Consider the following 17713-nt stretch of genomic DNA (forward strand, 5'->3'; position numbering starts at 1 on the left):
CCGGCTATTTTTTAATGCTGCACGGCGGGTAAAGAAATACTCGCCGTTATCCTTGCTGCTCTTCTGCCTGCGTATAAGTATAAGAAGGCGGTGCGGGCTAGTCGCGGAGTTGCTTTTCCAGTTTGCCGACCTTCCGGTCCAGGGTGATGAGGTAAGCGATCAGGCCGATCATGACCGTCAGGAGCACCATCACCACGACGTAAATCTTCCCATCCTGGCGCAGCGCATCGGCCATTTGCACCTCTGCCTCTGCCAAAACACTAGTGGATTTCTCGGTTTGGGCGGGCTGGGCCTGCACTTGCTGGATGCCAGCGGTGGCGCACAGTACGAAGCACCACATCGCCAGTATTCTAAACAGTTTCATATAAGCGTTGTCTGAGTAATTCTAACCTTGATTTTACGTTCACAATCCAGATGCCCAGCAGCGTCCAGCCCAGCACGGCCGGGTAAAACACCAGGCGCAGGCTGCTGTCCAGGTCATACGTGTTAAAGCCGGGGTTACCGCCGTTGCCTGGGTGCAGCGAGTCGGTAAGGCGCGGCAGGATGAAGAGCAGCGGAATAAGCGCCGCGAACGCAAAGATGTTGTACACCGCACTGATGCGGGCCCGCTGCTGCTGCTCGTTAAAGGAGCTGCGGAGCACCAGGTAGGCGAAGTAGATCAGCAGGCCAATGGCCGCTGCATTCTGCTTCGGGTCGTTGCTCCAGTAGTCGCCCCAGGTAAACCTGGCCCACTCCATGCCGGTCACAATGCCCAGCACCCCGAAAAGGATGCCGACCTTGGCGGACTCATAGGCCACCACATCGTTTTTTACAGTTGGGTTGCGCAGGTACTTGATAGAGTAGATAACCGACACCAGCAGGATCAGGATCATGCCAAACCACATGGGCACGTGGAAGAACAGGTTGCGGATGGTCTCGTTGAGGATCGCCAGCCGCGGCACTTCAGAAAGTATACCGGCCACCACCGTAAACACCAGGAGTGCGATTGCCAGTATTTTCCACCAATTTTTTTTCATCTGTACTTGAATATCTAAAGCGGTTAACGCGCGTTACAGACTAAGAACACTTTTCCGCCGGATTCGTCACCAAAGCCCCGAAAAAAGCTGCTTACACCTGTGTTATGGCGCGTGCTTTACGAACGCCAAAGGTACGGGAATAAGATGTAAGAAACAGTGACAACGATCATGTTTATGGCAAGCAGGGTAAGCAGTTCGTCGAGGCTGAGGCTACGGTCGAGGCCATCCATGGCGTTTTTAGACATCTTAATGAGCATGAGCAGCATCGGAACGATGACCGGGAAGCTCAGCACGGCCATCAGCGTGCTGCTGTTGGCGGCCTTGGCAGCGATGCTCGAAATCATGGTGAGGGAGGTGGAGAAGCCAATGGCCCCAAGCAGAATGCTGAGCAGGAACATCGGCACATCGTGGACGGGGTTGCCCAGCACAAAGCCGTAAAACACGAAGCAGATAGTGGCCAGCAGCAGCATCAGCAGGGTGTTGTAAATGATCTTCGCCAGGATAATGCCCTGCGGGCTCACAATGGAGTAGAAGTACAGCAGGCGGCCCCGGTTCTCCTGCATAAAGCCTTTGGCAATGGCGTTTACGGAGGTAAACAAAAGTATAATCCAGAGCACCGCGTTCCAGACCGGTGCCACCAGTATGTTAGAGCGCATGCCAAAGCTCAGGTAGCACACAAACACCACGCTTCCCACGTAGAGCAGCATGCCGTTTAAAGCATACTTCTGGCGCCACTCCAGCACCAGGTCTTTCTGAATCAGGTATAGAATCTCTTTAAGCAGCACGTTTTCTCGTTTTGCCGCAAAGTTAAGGCACAAAAGCTTGTGAAAGTAGCTTTTAGTGATTAGTTGCTGATCTGCAAGGCGACAGAGGGCGAGGAGGTCCGCTGCTTTGCCCTCCGCTGCCTTTAACCGAAGGGGAGAAAAACAGAGCGGCACGGACCGCTGTGGCCCGTGCCGCTCCTGGCTATCGCGCTGTAGGTATACTACTGCTCGGTGTTGTCTGTGTCTGTGTCTTTGTCTTTATTCTTGCTCCCGTTTTTCTTCTTCTTTTTGTAGTCCTTGTGCTTCACAACCTTCGCCTCCCGGTAAAAGATGATTTCTTCCGCAATGTTGGTTACCTGGTCTCCTACGCGCTCCAGCTTTTTGATGATGGAAAGTATAGCCAGCGCCTCTGATATCCTGCTCGGGTTGGCGGCCATGTACTCCGTTACAATTGAGTCGGATTTACGGTAGATCTTGTTCAGCATCCTGTCGCGCTTGATCAAGGCCTTGGCCAGCACAGGGTCGTTGTCCTTGAAGGCAACCCGGCAGTCCTCAAACATGGCCAGGGCCTCATCGTACATGGGCAGCACCTTGGTCAGCTCCAGCAGTTTAGGCTCCACAGGCGCCTCCAGCTTCTTCACAAAGCGGGCAATGCCCTCCGCTGTATCACCGATGCGCTCCAGGTTGGCGTTGATCTTCAGTACCGCCAGCACCAGGCGCAGGTCCACGGCAACGGGTGTAAACAGGGCAAAGAAGTTCTCGCACATGCGGTCTATCTTCACGTCGTACTGGTTTACTTTGCGGTCGCGCTTGATAACCAGCTTGGCCAGCTCCACGTCGGCTGTGAGCATCGCTTCACGGCCGCTCTGCAGCTGGTACTCCACCAGGTCCCACATCTCCAGGAGCTTGGTCTTCAGGCGTTCTAGTTCGGTGTCTATGTGTGGCATGTAGGTCTTTTTATCTAGAAGGGTGAGAATCTAAAGTATACGAAAAGGGCCATGCAGCGGATTAACCGAAGCGGCCTGTAATGTAGTTCTGCGTGCGGTCATCCTTCGGGCTTGTGAAGATCGTTTTGGTCTTGTTAAACTCCACCAGCTCGCCCATGTAAAAGAAGGCGGTATAGTCGCTCACGCGGCCGGCCTGCTGCATGTTATGCGTCACAATAACGATGGTGTAGTCGTTCTTGAGCTCATAGATCAGCTCCTCCACCTTGGCGGTAGAGATGGGGTCCAGGGCAGAGGCCGGTTCGTCCATCAGCAGCACAGAGGGGGAGATGGCCAAGGCGCGCGCAATACACAGGCGCTGCTGCTGCCCGCCCGAAAGCGCCAGGGCCGACTTGTGCAGCTTGTCCTTTACCTCGTTCCACAGGGCCGCACGCTTCAGCGACGTTTCCACGGCCTCCTCCAGCACAGCCTTCTTCTTGATGCCCTGTATTTTCAGGCCGTACACCACGTTTTCGAAAATGCTCTTCGGGAACGGGTTAGGCTTTTGGAAGACCATGCCCACCTCTTTGCGCAGTTCGTCTACCCGCACGCTCTTCTGGTAGATGTCCTTTCCGTCGATCAGGATCTGCCCCTCTACCTTAAACCCGTCTATGTAGTCGTTCATGCGGTTGAAGGTGCGCAGGAACGTGGACTTGCCGCAGCCGGAAGGGCCGATAAAGGCTGTTACGGCCTTTTCCTCCATCCCAATGTTAATGTTCTTCAGCGCATGAAAGTCGCCGTAGTATGCGTTGAGGTCTATGGCCTCCAGTTTTGTTGCTTTTTTGCTCATGGTATGTTACCACTTAATTTTTTTCTGCTGCCTGTTGCGTAAGTATACGGCAATGCCGTTCAGCATAAAGGTGATAATCAACAGTACAATAATGGCCGCTGCTGCATTCGTCAGGAACGCCTCCTGCGGCCTGGAGGTCCAGTTAAAGATCTGGATCGGCAATACGGTGAACTCATCAAAGGGCGAGGCCGGTGTGAAAGGCACATAGGCCAGGGCTCCGATTACAATGAGCGGCGCTGCTTCGCCCACCGCTCTTGAGAGCGCCAGGATGATGCCGGTAAGAATCCCGCCGAAGGAAGCTGGCAGCACCTGGTTCCAGACGGTTTGCCACTTGGAGGCGCCCAGCGCATAGGAGCCGTCGCGGATGCTGCGCGGCACAGCCTTGATCGCCTCCCGCGTCGTTACGATGATGATCGGCAGGATGAGCAGCGACAGCGTAAGCGCGCCGGCCAGCAGGCTGCCGCCCAGGCGCATCTGGCGCACGAAGATCTCCAGGCCCAGCAGGCCGTAGATAATGGAGGGCACACCCGCCAGGTTCGAAATGTTGATCTCCAGGAAGTTGTTCAGCCTGTTTTTCTTGCTGTACTCCTCCAGGTAGACCCCTGCGGCCACGCCGAGCGGGAAGGCGATAAGCGTGGTGAGCACCAGGATCCAGAGCGTACCCACCCAGGCCGTTAAGATGCCGGCGCGGCTGGCCCTGCGCGATGGCAGGCTAACCAGGAAGTCCCAGTCGATACGGGCCACACCCTCTGCGATGATGTCAATAAGGAAGATCGCCAGCACGACCAGCCCTATAAAGGTGCAAAAGATGCCGAAGACCTGAAATGCCTTGTCCTTTAGCCTGTTGATGTCGGAGTTAGTCATATTTTTCCTGGTATTTCTTTTTAATCCAGAAGCTGAGGTTGTTCAGCGCAAACGTGAAGACAAACAGGGTAATACCTGCCGCGAAGATGGTCTTGTACTCCAGCGAGCCCTGCGGCACGTCGCCCAGGCTTACCTGCACGATGTACGTGGTGATCGTCTCGATCGGCACGAGCGGGTTCAGCGTCAGGCGCGGCTGCTGCCCGGCGGCAATCGCCACAATCATGGTTTCGCCCACGGCCCTGGAGATGGCAAGTATAACCGACACCACAATGCCCGACGAGGCGGCCGGTACCATTACCCCGAAGGACGTCTGCAGGCGGGTGGAGCCCATGCCGTAGGCAGCCTCGCGCAGGGAGCGCGGCACCGAGCTGATGGCATCCTCACTTAGCGAGGAGATCATCGGGATGATCATAATGCCCATTACGATACCGGCTGAAAGGGCGTTAAAACCAGCCAGCGACGGGATAATCTGCTGCAGGAACGGCGTGACCACCGTCAGGGCAAAGAACCCGTACACGACCGTTGGGATGGTTGCCAGCACCTCCAGCATTGGTTTTACAACCTGTTTCAGGGTAGCATGAGCGTACTCGTTCAGGTACACGGCAATGGTCAGGCCAATGGGCAGGGCCACCGCAATGGCAACGGCCGTGGTTAGCAAGGTGCCCGCCACCAGCGGCATAATGCCAAACTTCTTATCGGCAAACAGGGGCGTCCACTCCTTCTCGGTCAGGAAGTCTGAAAGCGGAACCACCCTGAAAAAGCTGATAGACTCGGACAGGAGCACCCAAATAATGCCTGCCGTGATGAGTATTGTGATTACGGCTGCTAACCACAACAAGCCCTCGATAATTTTCTCTGATACTCTCAAGGTGCTGTAAGTTTTGGAGCGCAGGCCGCGGCAACCTGTGTCGCTGCCGTGCCTGTGCCTCGTTCTGTCTGAATATTACTGTTGCGTCCCCTGCTGTTGCGTGCCTTTGGCAAACTGCGCAAACTTCTGCTTCTGCTCTTTGTACAGCTCGTCTGGCATCGGGATGTATCCCACCTCCTGGCTCAGCGCGGCGGCATTGTCCAGGTAGAAGTTTACAAAGTCCACCGTGGCCGGGCTGGCAGTGGCCTTGGAGTTAACGTAGATGAAGAGCGGGCGGGAAAGCGGCGCATAGGAACCGTCCTTTACCGTCTCAAGCGTCGGCGTGATCGCCCCTTTGCCATTGCTGTCGTTCAGGTCGTCGACCGGCACCACCTTTAGCTTGCCCTGGTTCTCCTCATAGTAGGCGTAGCCAAAAAAGCCAAGTGCGTTAGGGTCGGTAGACACCCCCTGTACCAGCACGTTGTCGTCTTCGCTGGCCGTGTAGTCGCCACGGCTGGCGCCGCTTTCGCCTACAACAGCCTCGGTAAAGTAATCGTACGTGCCAGACTCAACGCCAGGGCCGTACAGGTGAATTTCCTGGTCGGGCCACTCCGGGCGAATCTGGTTCCAGCGTTTAATGGTGCCCTGCGCTGCCGGCTCCCATATTTTCTTCAGTTCCTCGATCGTGATGTCCTTTACCCAGTCGTTCTCAGGGTGTACCACTACTGTCAGGCCGTCGTACGCTACAGGAAGCTCCACATACGAAATGCCGTTTGCCTGCGCCAGGCTGTCCTCAGACGGCTTTATCTGGCGGGAGGCGTCCACAATATCAATGTCGCCTCGGGTAAACTTCTTAAAGCCGCCGCCGGTGCCGGACACCCCCACGGTCACCCGCACGTCCCGCGCCTCGGCACGGTACTCCTCTGCCACAGCCTCTGTAATAGGGTACACGGTAGAGGAGCCGTCTATCTGGATGTTGCCGGAAAGGCCGGAGTCAGTTTCTGAGTTGCCGCCACAGGCACCGAGCATCAGTGCTGTACCCATGAGTAGGGCCGCGTTTACTTTGATGTTGTTAAGCCTAAAGTTTAACATAAGCTAGCGTTGCGTTTAATTGTAGGTTGTGTTTTGGTGGGTTTATAGGAGCACCGTGGTTTTTGGTGATATACCTTGATGCTAATCAAGTAGTTGTGAAAGTTGCCTTTTGTGCCGCTTACGCACTATTCTGGGTGCAAAGAGAGGCAGAAGTTTTGTTAATTCTTGCTTTGCAATGTTAAGTGTTTGTTAAGCTTTGGGGCTAAAGCGATACCTCCATCTGCAGCCTGAAAAGGTAGCTGTTTTCCCGGCCCGGCTGGTCCTGCAGGGTTATCTCGCTTTGCACCTTCAGGCTATGGCCCACAATGTACTTAGACATGCCCAGGGTGTACTGCTCCTGCGCACGCAGGTTTGTTACCGCCGCCGGGTTGTAGGCGGTATAGCGGCCGGCCACTTCCCAGTTGGTTTTAAAGAGATAGCCGCCCTGGATGTTAAAGGCGTTGCCTGTCACAAAGGTCTCCTCAACAACGCCTTCGTCTGTTCTGCTGACGACGGGACCGCCGGTGGCGCTGCTGTTGGCGTACTCTGCCATGGCAGAGAAGCCTCTGTACTTAAACATGGCATCGGCGAAGAAGGTGTGCAGGTCGCGCTGCTCGCTCAGGAAGTCGCCCAGCTGCCCCCTGGAGCGGGTGGCACCGTCGTTAAAGTCATAGGCGGCGGCAACGGCGAGCTTGGGTGTTTCCTCCCGGTAAATGTCGCTGCCAACGTAGGCGCCGTCTCCCTCAAAATCGCCGAGCGGAAACACCTCTACTTTCCCGGTGTAGTCGTAGCCGCCGGCGTTGTCTACCGCAATGTCGCGCCCTTCGCCCATGGAGACAGAGGCCACCTCTCGGATCAGCACACGGCCGATGCTGTGGGCGTGGTGCAGCTGCACCCCTGCGTCGCGGTCAATGTTAAAGCGCGAGTTGAGCAGGCTCCGGTCCACAAACTGCATTTTCTGCGAGGAGATGATGCGCTCCCGGTTGCCGGGCAGCTTCGTCTGCCCTACCCACAGCTCCCAGTGCGGGGCGAAGTTCCACTTGGCCACCGCGTCAAGTATAACGTTGCTGGCATTGTTGAACATGGCCGGGTCATCGTTGCCGATATCGCTGTTGCTCAGGCCGAGCTCTATTTTATACTCCAGCTTAGGCGAATAGGCAAAGCCCTCGAACTTAAGGCGCGCTCTGCGGATCAGGAAGCGGTCGTCCAGCTGGTCGGTGGTGGTGTTGATGCCGCCCTGGTACAGCATCTGGAAACGGGTGCTGAATTTAAGGCTGAAAGAAGAGTCGGCGGCGATAAACTGCAGGCCTTTGCCGAATCGGGAGTAGTTTACGCTTTGGCCCTGTGCTGTACTTAGGGCAAGGCAACCTAGCATAGCCAAAAGGAGGCTCTTTAGCTTCTTGTACACGAATTTTAGATTTGGGTGAGAAATGAGCTTTAATCGTGTTACTGTTACTTGTACTTTTTACCTGTCTTCAGCTACACGTCGGAGTAAGTATATGCTCAAACTCTAAAGGAATTCTGAAGAAGGCAACCCCGCGCCGGTAATTAGTCACGTTACCGGAGCCTGGCGTTCATGCGCTGTAGTTTCAGTCAGAAGCAGGTGCTCGGTGCTGAATCATACTGCAAAATAAGCGTATTCCTGTTACTGCTTTGTTATGGTAAAGTTATGCAAATGTTAAGCTTGCGCCCATTTTCTTCGGTTTTGTAAAATGCTGTAGTACAGCAGGATTTAGAGGAGTTAGGGCGGATAACTCGTTGTGCAAACACCGTTTTAGGCCCCTTGCCGGGCGGGCTTTAACGCAGCGGTAACCTACAGGTAAAGTGCCGGTAAAGCTGCAGTAACTATTGCTTAACAGGCCGCTGCAATGCTTAACGGTATCATAACCACGCCTTAAAACTAGCTTAAAACACCCGCGCTACCTTTGTGACAGAAATCAGAAGGAAAGGTTTACACCTGCCCCGGAGCCGTTGCTCCGCATGGTTTCCCCTAACAAGTCACTAACAACTAAACTCGAAGAAGTCATGAACGTAACGCGTAAATTTTTGCTTGCACTGTTGCTGACAGGTTCTGTGTGCACCTTTTCGTCTTGTGATGACGATGATGATGACAACGGGCCGGTAATCGACCAGCCACAAGGCCAGGAAATCGTGGTAACAGAGAGCGCTGCAGGTACAGGCACTGTCACCTGGACGGCCAACAACACCTACATCCTGGATGGCTTTGTGTTTGTGAACGATGGCCAGACGCTCACCATCGAGCCGGGCACGGTTATCAAGGCTAAGCCAGGTACGGGAGAGAACGCAAGTGCGCTGATCGTGGCGCGTGGCGGCAAGATCATGGCGCAGGGTACAGCCGAGAAGCCGATTATCTTCACGGCGCTGGAGGATGACGTAACCAGGATTGATGACATGCCCCTGGACGCTACCGGTAAGTGGGGCGGCGTTATCCTGCTTGGCAAGGCTACTATCAACAAAGCAGGCGGAGAGGGGGCTATTGAAGGCATCCCGACCGAAGAGAAAAGGGGCGTTTACGGCGGCACAAACGATGCCGATAACTCAGGCGTGTTCAAGTATGTGTCCATCCGCCACGCGGGTACCGTTATCGGGGCGAACAACGAGATCAACGGCCTGACAATGGGCGGCGTCGGCTCCGGCACCACCATCGAGTACGTAGAGGTTTACTCTAACCAGGACGACGGCTTCGAATGGTTCGGTGGCACCGTGAACACAAAGTACCTGGTGTCAGCCTTCAACGACGACGACCAGTTTGACTATGACCAGGGCTGGAGAGGCAACAACCAGTTTTGGTTTGGCATCTACCGCGAAAACGCAGGCGGTACAGGTGGCGAGTTTGACGGAGGCTCCAAGCCAGACGATGCCGTGCCGTTCTCTATCCCCACTATTTCCAACGCTACCATTATCGGCGGTAAAACACTGGCCAGCCAGAACGCTGTCATGCTGGTGGACAATGCCGGGGGCAAGATCTACAACAGCATCTTTGCAGACTTTGCGGGAGGTATTGTGGTGGAGGACCTTGCGGACGCAAGCGTAGGGGACAGCCGCCAGAGGCTGGAAGCCGGCGATCTGCTCTTCAAGAACAACATCTTCACGAACGTCAACAACAACACCTTTGAGGGCATTACCTCTGTTGAGCCTAACCAGGGGTACCTGCTGGAGCACCTGAAGGCTTCCGCGAACAACAACACCGTAACGCCTGACCCTGTTCTGGCTGGCATTAGCAGGCAGAACAACAAAGCGCTGAACCCACTGCCAGCCACTGGCAGCATTGCCCTGACGGGCGGGGCAGTGCCGAGCAACGGTGGCTTCTTTAAGAGTGTCGACTACATAGGTGCCTTCGGTACCGACAACTGGATGAAGGGCTGGACTTACATCGACCAGCTTGGTTATCTGAAATAACTGCAGGCCCGGGGCCGCTTACTCCGACTATAGGTGAGCGGCCCCGGCTTATTTCCTGGATTTTCTCACCCAATCTTAATCTGTAAGTATGTTACGTAAAATCACGAGCTTAATAAGCTTATTGGGCCTTACTGTGTCCGTTGTGTTTGCACAGAGCGGCGTTATCAGAGGGCAGCTCACAAGTAGCGAGACTGGCGAAGAGCTGATAGGGGCCACAGTCGTGATAAAAGGGACATCCAACGGTGCGGCCACCGACCTGGATGGGAAGTTTAACCTGGCAAACATCAAGCCCGGCACCTATGAGGTGCAGGCATCCTATATCTCCTATGAGCCCAAAACGGTTACGGGCGTTGTAGTGAAAGAAAACGAAGTAACCGTTCTCAACATCAGGCTCGGCGCTGCCACCACCAATCTGAAAGAGGTCGTGATAGAGGGGAGAGCCATCAGGAGCTCCGAAAACACGCTGCGCAACACGCAGAAAAAGGCGGCTGTGGTGATGGACGGTATCTCTGCGGAGCAGTTCTCCAGAAGCGGGGACAGCGATGCCGCAGCGGCCCTAACCCGCGTCACCGGCATCTCCCTGGAAGGCAGCAAGTATGTGTATGTGCGTGGCCTGGGCGACCGCTACGTGAAAACCTCCCTGAACGGTGCCGAGATCCCGGGCCTCGACCCCAACAGAAATACGGTGCAGATGGACCTCTTCCCGTCGAACCTGCTGGACAACCTGACGGTTTCCAAAACCTTCACCCCCGATATGCCGGGCAGCTTCTCGGGCGGGTTTGTGAACATCACCACAAAAGATTTCCCGGACAGGTATACTCTGCAGTTCTCTACCTCCATTGGCTACAACGACCAGGCGACCTTCAACAACAGGTTTCTGAGCTCCAACAAAGGGGGCTCCGACTGGCTGGGGTTTGATGACGGTACCAGAGCTGTGCCAGATGCGATAAACTACCAGATCCCGTTTGAAAGCTACTCTAACAAGCAGCTAGCCGAGCAAATAGACGAGGCCACAAACGCCTTCAACACGGAGATGGGGCCAAAGAGGATGACAGCCCCCGTTAACCACTCTCACTCCTTTTCGCTGGGGAACCAGACGGAGCTTTTTGGCCGCCAGTTCGGCTACGTGGTGGGGCTCTCTTACCAAAGAAACTACGCTTACTACAACAACGGCACCTTCGGGCTTTGGGAGCTGAACAGTGTGGGAGCCAATGGCCTGAACAACAACAACCTGTACGAGGATGAAAAAGGCGTTGAGGAGGTGTCGCTTGGCTTCCTGTCGAACTTCGCCCTGAAGCTCAACAGCAACAACAAAGTATCGCTGAACCTGATCCGGAACCAGAGCGGCAGCAACTCCAGCAGGTACCTGTTCGGAACATACCCGGGCACCTCCGGCGTGAGCGACGACAGAGCCATTTTTGAGTCGAGGGCACTGCACTACACGCAGCGGGCCCTGTCCAGCGCGCAGCTAAAAGGGGAGCACGTGCTTACCGGCCTGAAGGGCAGCAAGGTGGATTGGCTGGCGTCTTTTACCCTGTCGCAGCAGGATGAGCCGGACCTGCGCTTCTTTGCTAACGACTACTTTGTGAACGGCACAGATACGACGTACCGCATTCAGCCGGCTGCCTATACGCTGCCGTCGCGCTTCTTCAGGGATCTGGATGAGACAAACCTGGACGTGAAAGTAAACATCGAGACGCCGCTCACCATCTGGAACGGCCTAGAGGCAAAAACAAAGTTCGGCGCCGCCGCCATTCGCAAAGACAGAAAGTTCAGGGAGAACATCTACCGCTACAGGTTCAACGAAGGCTACGGCTACAACGGAAGCATCGCTGATTTCTTCGCCCCTGAGAACCTCGGCATTGTGGCGCGCCCTGAGGACCCGGAAAGCGGCGGCTTGTATCGCTATGGCGTTTTCCTGGAGGATGGCTCACAGCGCACCAACAACTACGATGGGCAGGAGGCCGTTTACGCAGGCTACGCTATGGTAGACCTTCCGCTGACAGCAAAGCTAAGGGTGGTAACCGGTGCCCGTGTGGAGGTGACAGACATGTTCGTCGAAAGCTTCAACAAATCGCTGATGCCAGGGGAGCTGAACCAGGTTGATGTGCTGCCTTCTGTAAACGCGACCTATAGCCTGACAGAGAAAATGAACCTGAGGGCGGGGTACTCCAGAACGCTGGCAAGGCCTAACTTCAGGGAGATTGCGCCTTATACTTCCTTCGACTTTGTTGGCGAGCCCGCCTTTACGGGTAACGCAAACCTGGAGCGGACCACCATCGACAACTTTGACACAAGGTGGGAGTGGTACCCTAACCTGGGGGAGTATGTAAGTGTGAGCGCGTTCTACAAGAACTTCCAGAACCCGATAGAGCGCACCATCAACACGCTGGCGCAGAACAACGAGATTTTTATCAAGAACGTGGACAACGCCAAAGTATACGGGCTGGAGTTTGAGGTTAACAAGCGCCTGTCGTTCATTTCCTCCGGGCTTGATAACTTCATTGTGAGCTCCAACCTTTCCCTGATCAAGTCTGAGGTTAGTATCGAGCCCCAGGAGCTGGAGATTATCCGGGCCGTGCGGCCGGGTGCAGATGCCACAAGGCCCCTGTTCGGGCAGTCGCCTTTTGTTGCCAACGCCAGCCTAACCTATCAGAACGATTCGCTGGGCCTGATTGCCACGGCAAACTACAATGTGTTCGGCGACAGAATCTCCGCGATCTCGGTTGGGGGGACGCCAAACATCTACGAGCGCTCCAGGCCACTGGCCAGCCTGGTCGTGTCAAAGCGCCTGGGCGACTCCTTCACGGCAAAAGTATCGGTGGATAACATCTTTAACCCTGCCTTTGTGAACAGCCACGAGTACAACGGGAAAGAGTACATCTACTCCTCGTACAAGCAGGGCAGAACGTTCGCAGTGGGGGTTACCTACCGCATAGACTAAGAGAGAAACTGGTTGCACATGTATGGGTGAGAAACATCGTGGCAATCATTAGCAGCGAGGCTTAGTCCCCCGCGCTGCGCAGAGCCCGCCCTCCGGTGGGCTCTTTTTAAAACACTGAGCACCTCAAAAGTGCTGCATAACAAGAGGAGCCCGGGCAGTAAGTCCGGGCTCCTCTTGTTTATACTTCTGTCAGTGGGTTTATACTTCTAACTGATCGGCACTTTCCGGAGTATGGCCTCTATGAAGTCTTTGGTTCTGATGCCATCGGCCTCAGCCTCATAGTTCAGGATGATGCGGTGGTTCATTACATCGTAGGCCACCTCCTTAATGTCCTCCGGCAGCACATAGTCGCGGTCGTCGAAGTAAGCCACGGCCTTGGCGGCACGGTTCAGGGCTATACTTGCCCGCGGCGACACCCCGAACTGGATGTAAGGGGCGAACTCCAGCAGGTCATACTCCGCCGGGCGACGGGTGGCAAACACCAGCTCTATAATATAGCGCTCCAGGGTCTCTGAAATCTGTACCTGGTTTATCTCGTTCCGGATGGCGAAGATATCCTCCTTGCTGAGCACTTTCACCACCGAGTCGGTAAAGCTCATGTTGGCCATGCGGCGCATGATCTCCAGCTCATCCTCCTTTTTGGGGTAGTCAATGTACACCTTCATCATAAAGCGGTCTACCTGCGCCTCGGGTAGCGGGTAGGTGCCCTCGTGCTCCACAGGGTTCTGCGTGGCCAGCACCAGGAAGGGGAGGTCCAGCTTGTAGGTGGTTTCCCCGATGGTGACCTGTTTCTCCTGCATTGCCTCCAGCAGCGCCGACTGCACTTTGGCAGGGGAGCGGTTCACCTCGTCGGCAAGTATGAGGTTGGCGAAAATCGGCCCTTTCTTCACCTCAAAAATAGAGGCGTTCTGGTTATAGATCATCGTGCCGATGAGGTCGGAGGGCAGCAGGTCCGGCGTGAACTGAATACGCTGGAAGTCCAGGTGCAGTGCTTTGGAGAGGGAGTTGATGGTAAGCGTCTTGGCCAGGCCGGGCACGCCCTCCAGCAGGATGTGGCCGCCGGTGAAAAGGCCAATCAGCAGGCGGTCAACCATGTACGACTGGCCCACCACCACTTTGCTTACCTCGTTAAATACTTGCTTTATTTTGAGTTGATATGTGTTCACGCTATCCAGATAAATCAGGCTGGCCAACAGACTGCCGCTATACCAGCCGTTAAACCCCTAAATATAGGCATAATACGGTAGTACTGCCAAGATATTGCGCGCCGGGGAGGTAAAACAAAAAAGCACCTGAGGCAGGTGCTTTGTACATGCTGTGGTACAGGTATGGCTTAGGCGGCCACCAGGTCGTGGTGCTGCAGGGTGCTCCTGCGGTTTTGCTGTGCCTCTTTCACCAGCGGGATCAGGCTGTGCACGTGCTTCTGGTCAACGTCGAGCGGCAGCACCATCGTGGCGCCGTCGCTGGTGCGCACATGGATGCGCTGGCGGCGCGTCATGATGAAGAGCGCGAGAAAGAAGCCGCTGAGTAAAAAGAAGGAGTCGTTGAAGTATACCAGCAGCGAGGAGGCGATGCTCAGGCCGAGGTACAAAGCGGTACCGGTGGATTTCACCTCCCAGTCTTCGATGTCTTCAAGCATTACTGCCTGGCTTTTATGCCGTGACCAGGATGCGCTGCGTTGGATCAGGCGGTGTGTTGTGAGGGCGATTCGCTTGTCCACTGTTTGGATAAGGTACTGCTCTCCAGGTAATAGCTTGTTTGTCGCCATCTTTGCCGGAGCTTTAAGTTTGTTTAATTTGGGGTAGCGTATTAATGTCAGTATCACAGCTTTCGGGGTAATGTTCTGTCTGTAAGATTCCGAAAACCACTAAAGGGTTGCATCCGTGTTGCGTGCAAATATAGATTTTTTTGCGTGCAAAGATGCTAAAACATAAAGCTAAATACGAAAATTATAAAATAAAGGCAGCCAAAGGCGCCCATACTTCCGGAGAGGGGTGAAAAAGGGCCTGCTGCAGGAGAGAACAAAAGAGCCTGCTTTTATGCAAAAGCAGGCTCTTTTGTTTCGTGCTGTGCCTCTCGCCTAGTTGGTGAGGTAGAGCTCTCCCTCATAACCGTGCGCGCGCTGGTTCTTGAACCGCGTGATGTCGGCCTGCATGTTATCGTAGATTTCCTGAATCTCTTCCGAGTCCTGGGCCAGGGGCTTAATGTGCTCACTCAGCAACTTAGCCGCCAGCGGGTAAAACTTTGAGTCGTCGGTGTTCTTGGCGTTTACCTTAAACGAGCTCACAGCGCTCTCCAGCTTCTTTAGCGCCGGATACTGCCCTTTGTACTCCTGAATGGTGTCGCGGAGTTTTTCCCGGATCATCAGGTATAAATCCTCCTCAAACGTCATTCCGAAGTCATCATCCTCATCCTCGTCGTCAAAGTCGTTGTAGGCTAAGTCGTCGTCGTAGTCAAAATCGTCTCTCATGGCTGATAATCAGGTTCTTTTAAAAGTGTTACGGGTTGAAACGCTGTTTGTGTCAGGTTGCGGCTACTTTTTAGCCTTTCGCTAAAGAGCCGAAGCAGGCGCAGAAAACTGTGGCAGCGTGTAAAGCAAAGTGCATAATTAGTATTTCGCACCTTTATTTGCAATCCCTACGGATGTACTTTTAGCCACGTTGCCTAACTTTTTTGTGAATCCCTGCCTTTTTTAGCGGGGTGGGCCCAACTAAAAAGAGCCACTGTGGAAAACAGTGGCTCCTGGTATGTGTGGCCAGCGAAAGGCTTAGGCGAACTTGCGCTCTATCAGGCGGAGCAGCTTTTGAACGTGGTCCTGCTTTTTGCCCCAGTCATACTTGGGCGCCAGCGTGTGCGACACGTACTGCTTGGCCGATTGTACGTCCGAGAAGCTGTCCAGCGTCTGGATCGTCTGGTAATAGGTCAGGTTGTCGCCGTCGAACAGCTCATTAATAAAGCTAAACCGCTGGTTGATGGAGATGGAGTTCTTCAGCGAGTCGATTTTGCGGTTGCTGTGAGCGTCTGCCACAGACGATGCGGCTGTCTTCCGGAAGTTATCGTTCAGGGTCGGGCGCATGGGGTTGCTGGCTTCCTCCGCCTCGTCGTCCTCCTCATCCTTAAACATAACCGGCCGTGCCGTAGGGGCAGAGGCCTCGCGCTGGGTGGTGTGGATAGGCGACACAATATCCTTTTCCTGCGTTGGTGCGGCAGGAGTGGCCTTCGGCAGTGGCGTGGCCACAACCGGCGCCGCCGCGGACGGGCCGCTTATCTCCTCCTCTGTTACGGGCAGCAACGCGCTGAACTGCTCCACCAGCTGGCGCAGCGGCGTGCGCTGCTGCTGGTTGGCGTTTATGTACAGCTTAAAGCGGCTAAGGATGTACTCGCGGTCACGGCTGCTCGGGGAAAGCGTCTCAACGAAGCCGGCAAAAAGCGGTTTGTCAATGTCGATGTACTTGAGGTTCTCCTGCAGCTTGGGCAGCGTAATCTCCTCCTGGATACGGAGAAACTTCTCCTCAAAGGTCGCCGCCGGGGCCAGCACCACCAAAAACGTGTCGTAGACCGCCTTCTGCAGCAGTGGCTCAAACGCATCGCGTTTCATCAGGATCTTGCGCGAAAGCACGTTCATGAAGTTCACCAGCGCCTCTTTCACCTCCTCGTGCTCATAGTCGAAATAGGGGCTGCGCAGGTTCGCCATTTCGTGGTGCCACTTCAGCAGCAGCTCCTTTATCACAAACAGGTTCACCTGCCTGATAGGGGTAAAACTGATGAGCTGGGGCCCGTTCAGAGTGTCGTGAGAGGCAAAGTGGCGGTCGCAAAGCAGATTTGCCAGCTGTTTGCTGTACCGTTCCAGGTGTAATTGATTATATTTGTCTTCCATGGGTGTCGCTTTCTCCTGTAAAGTTATAAAAATATGGCAAAGTTGACGGTGCAAAACCTGTCGAACCTTGAAGTAAGGGTAACCGAGGGGCAGACGCTGCTGAAAGCCCTCCAGGCCACCGGCACCGACTGGATGCATGCCTGCGGGGGCAAAGGCCGCTGCACCTCCTGCCGCGTCATTGTTTTGCAGGGGATGGAGCACTTTGGGCCGCTCTCGGCTGCCGAAACCCGCTACCGCGAGAAGGGCCGGCTGAAAGATAACGAAAGACTCACGTGCCAGTGTACTTTAACCGGTGGAGAAGTTACCGGGAAAGTGCCCGAGCAGACAAAGCTCCCGCACTTAAACTATAGCGGTTAGCGTGTTAGGGAGGAGTACGGCGCCTAGTGCGGCCTCCCTTGCCTGCGGGGCAGACCCTCTTCTGCAGGCCGTGTAGCGGCCGTGCCCACAGAGCCGCACGCGAAGCTGTACTTGTAGCAATGCATCAGCATATATATTTAAATACCACATTACCAGACAATGTTTATTGAACCACGCGTAGGCAACAAGAACCACGCTAACAGAAGGGGATGGATTGAGGTGATCTGCGGATCCATGTTCTCCGGCAAGACAGAAGAGCTGATCAGGAGGCTGAACCGCGCCAGAATCGCCAAGCAGAAGATCGAGATTTTCAAGCCTACCGTAGACAAGCGCTACCACGAAGAGGATGTGGTATCACATAATGCCAACTCCATACGTTCAACACCTATAGACTTTGCCCAGGACATGCTGTTGCTGGGGGGCAGCTGCGACGTAGTAGGCATAGACGAAGCCCAGTTCTTTGACGAAGGCCTGGCCGAAGTATGCGTGAAACTGGCCAACAGCGGTGTGCGCGTTATCGCCGCCGGCCTGGACATGGACTACCAGGGAAAGCCCTTCGGGCCTATGCCGGCGCTCATGTCGGTGGCGGAGTACGTGACGAAGGTGCACGCCGTTTGCGTACAGTGCGGAGACATCGCCAACTACTCGTTCCGCAACGCCGCAGATGAGAAGCAGGTGCTGTTAGGGGAGTCTGACTCGTACGAGGCCCGCTGCCGCCACTGCTTTACCGAGGGCATGAAGGGGAAGAAAAGCTGATCCTGTGTGCCTGCCGGCGCAGGC

General features: G+C 55.0%; 17 protein-coding genes. 4 read left to right on the forward strand and 13 right to left on the reverse strand.

The window, feature by feature from the left end:
- Positions 1-97: 97 nt before the first annotated feature.
- The 9 genes from CA264_RS18760 to CA264_RS18800 form a co-directional block, all read right to left on the reverse strand.
- Positions 98-364, reverse strand: a complete 267-nt coding sequence (locus CA264_RS18760) for a CcmD family protein (RefSeq protein ID WP_237151143.1) — start codon at positions 362-364, stop codon at positions 98-100.
- On the reverse strand, positions 351-1016 hold the full coding sequence (ccsA, locus tag CA264_RS18765; protein WP_025608931.1) for a cytochrome c biogenesis protein CcsA: 666 nt from the start codon (positions 1014-1016) through the stop codon (positions 351-353). The genes CA264_RS18760 and ccsA overlap by 14 nt, the downstream gene beginning before the upstream one ends.
- A gap of 116 nt (positions 1017-1132) precedes the next feature.
- Complete coding sequence (locus CA264_RS18770) at positions 1133-1774, reverse strand: heme exporter protein CcmB (RefSeq protein WP_025608932.1); 642 nt, start codon at positions 1772-1774, stop codon at positions 1133-1135.
- Positions 1775-2001: 227 nt separating this feature from the next.
- A complete protein-coding gene (phoU, locus tag CA264_RS18775; RefSeq protein WP_025608933.1) occupies positions 2002-2727 on the reverse strand; it encodes a phosphate signaling complex protein PhoU in 726 nt (241 codons plus the stop codon).
- 61 nt (positions 2728-2788) lie between these two features.
- The gene (gene pstB, locus CA264_RS18780; protein WP_025608934.1) at positions 2789-3553 is read right to left on the reverse strand and encodes a phosphate ABC transporter ATP-binding protein PstB; all 765 of its coding nucleotides are present in this window, start codon (positions 3551-3553) and stop codon (positions 2789-2791) included.
- 6 nt (positions 3554-3559) lie between these two features.
- Positions 3560-4417 (reverse strand): phosphate ABC transporter permease PstA, encoded by an 858-nt coding sequence (gene pstA / locus CA264_RS18785; RefSeq protein WP_025608935.1) that lies wholly within the window; start codon positions 4415-4417, stop codon positions 3560-3562.
- Positions 4410-5285 (reverse strand): phosphate ABC transporter permease subunit PstC, encoded by an 876-nt coding sequence (gene pstC, locus CA264_RS18790; RefSeq protein WP_025608936.1) that lies wholly within the window; start codon positions 5283-5285, stop codon positions 4410-4412. Before pstC ends, pstA begins: the two co-directional genes overlap by 8 nt.
- A 75-nt stretch (positions 5286-5360) precedes the next feature.
- Positions 5361-6356, reverse strand: coding sequence for a PstS family phosphate ABC transporter substrate-binding protein (locus CA264_RS18795; RefSeq protein WP_051364520.1), 996 nt, complete (start codon positions 6354-6356; stop codon positions 5361-5363).
- Between the two features lie 202 nt (positions 6357-6558).
- Positions 6559-7743 carry an FmdC precursor gene (locus tag CA264_RS18800; RefSeq protein WP_025608938.1) on the reverse strand — a complete coding sequence of 395 codons (1185 nt, stop codon included), beginning with the start codon at positions 7741-7743 and terminating at the stop codon, positions 6559-6561.
- Positions 7744-8360: 617 nt separating this feature from the next.
- Between CA264_RS18800 and CA264_RS18805 the strand changes: the two genes are divergently transcribed.
- Both CA264_RS18805 and CA264_RS18810 read left to right on the forward strand, forming a co-directional pair.
- Complete coding sequence (locus CA264_RS18805; RefSeq protein WP_025608939.1) at positions 8361-9755, forward strand: hypothetical protein; 1395 nt, start codon at positions 8361-8363, stop codon at positions 9753-9755.
- A gap of 88 nt (positions 9756-9843) precedes the next feature.
- The gene (locus tag CA264_RS18810; protein WP_025608940.1) at positions 9844-12699 is read left to right on the forward strand and encodes a TonB-dependent receptor; all 2856 of its coding nucleotides are present in this window, start codon (positions 9844-9846) and stop codon (positions 12697-12699) included.
- A 206-nt stretch (positions 12700-12905) separates the two neighbouring features.
- On the opposite strand, the gene CA264_RS18815 is transcribed toward CA264_RS18810, so the two are convergent.
- The 4 genes from CA264_RS18815 to CA264_RS18830 all read right to left on the reverse strand — a co-directional run bounded on the left by CA264_RS18815 (position 12906) and on the right by CA264_RS18830 (position 16576).
- Positions 12906-13865 (reverse strand): AAA family ATPase, encoded by a 960-nt coding sequence (locus tag CA264_RS18815; RefSeq protein WP_036777685.1) that lies wholly within the window; start codon positions 13863-13865, stop codon positions 12906-12908.
- 167 nt (positions 13866-14032) lie between these two features.
- On the reverse strand, positions 14033-14467 hold the full coding sequence (locus tag CA264_RS18820) for a hypothetical protein (protein ID WP_025608942.1): 435 nt from the start codon (positions 14465-14467) through the stop codon (positions 14033-14035).
- A 312-nt stretch (positions 14468-14779) separates the two neighbouring features.
- Positions 14780-15169, reverse strand: a complete 390-nt coding sequence (locus CA264_RS18825; RefSeq protein ID WP_025608943.1) for a hypothetical protein — start codon at positions 15167-15169, stop codon at positions 14780-14782.
- A 297-nt stretch (positions 15170-15466) separates the two neighbouring features.
- Complete coding sequence (locus tag CA264_RS18830) at positions 15467-16576, reverse strand: hypothetical protein (RefSeq protein WP_025608944.1); 1110 nt, start codon at positions 16574-16576, stop codon at positions 15467-15469.
- 33 nt (positions 16577-16609) lie between these two features.
- Here CA264_RS18830 and CA264_RS18835 point away from each other — a divergent pair, with 33 nt between their 5' ends.
- Positions 16610-16933 (forward strand): 2Fe-2S iron-sulfur cluster-binding protein, encoded by a 324-nt coding sequence (locus CA264_RS18835; protein ID WP_025608945.1) that lies wholly within the window; start codon positions 16610-16612, stop codon positions 16931-16933.
- A 159-nt stretch (positions 16934-17092) separates the two neighbouring features.
- On the forward strand, positions 17093-17689 hold the full coding sequence (locus CA264_RS18840) for a thymidine kinase (RefSeq protein WP_025608946.1): 597 nt from the start codon (positions 17093-17095) through the stop codon (positions 17687-17689).
- The last annotated feature ends 24 nt before the right edge of the window (positions 17690-17713 follow it).

The organism is Pontibacter actiniarum (assembly GCF_003585765.1).
GTDB classification, from domain to species: domain Bacteria; phylum Bacteroidota; class Bacteroidia; order Cytophagales; family Hymenobacteraceae; genus Pontibacter; species Pontibacter actiniarum.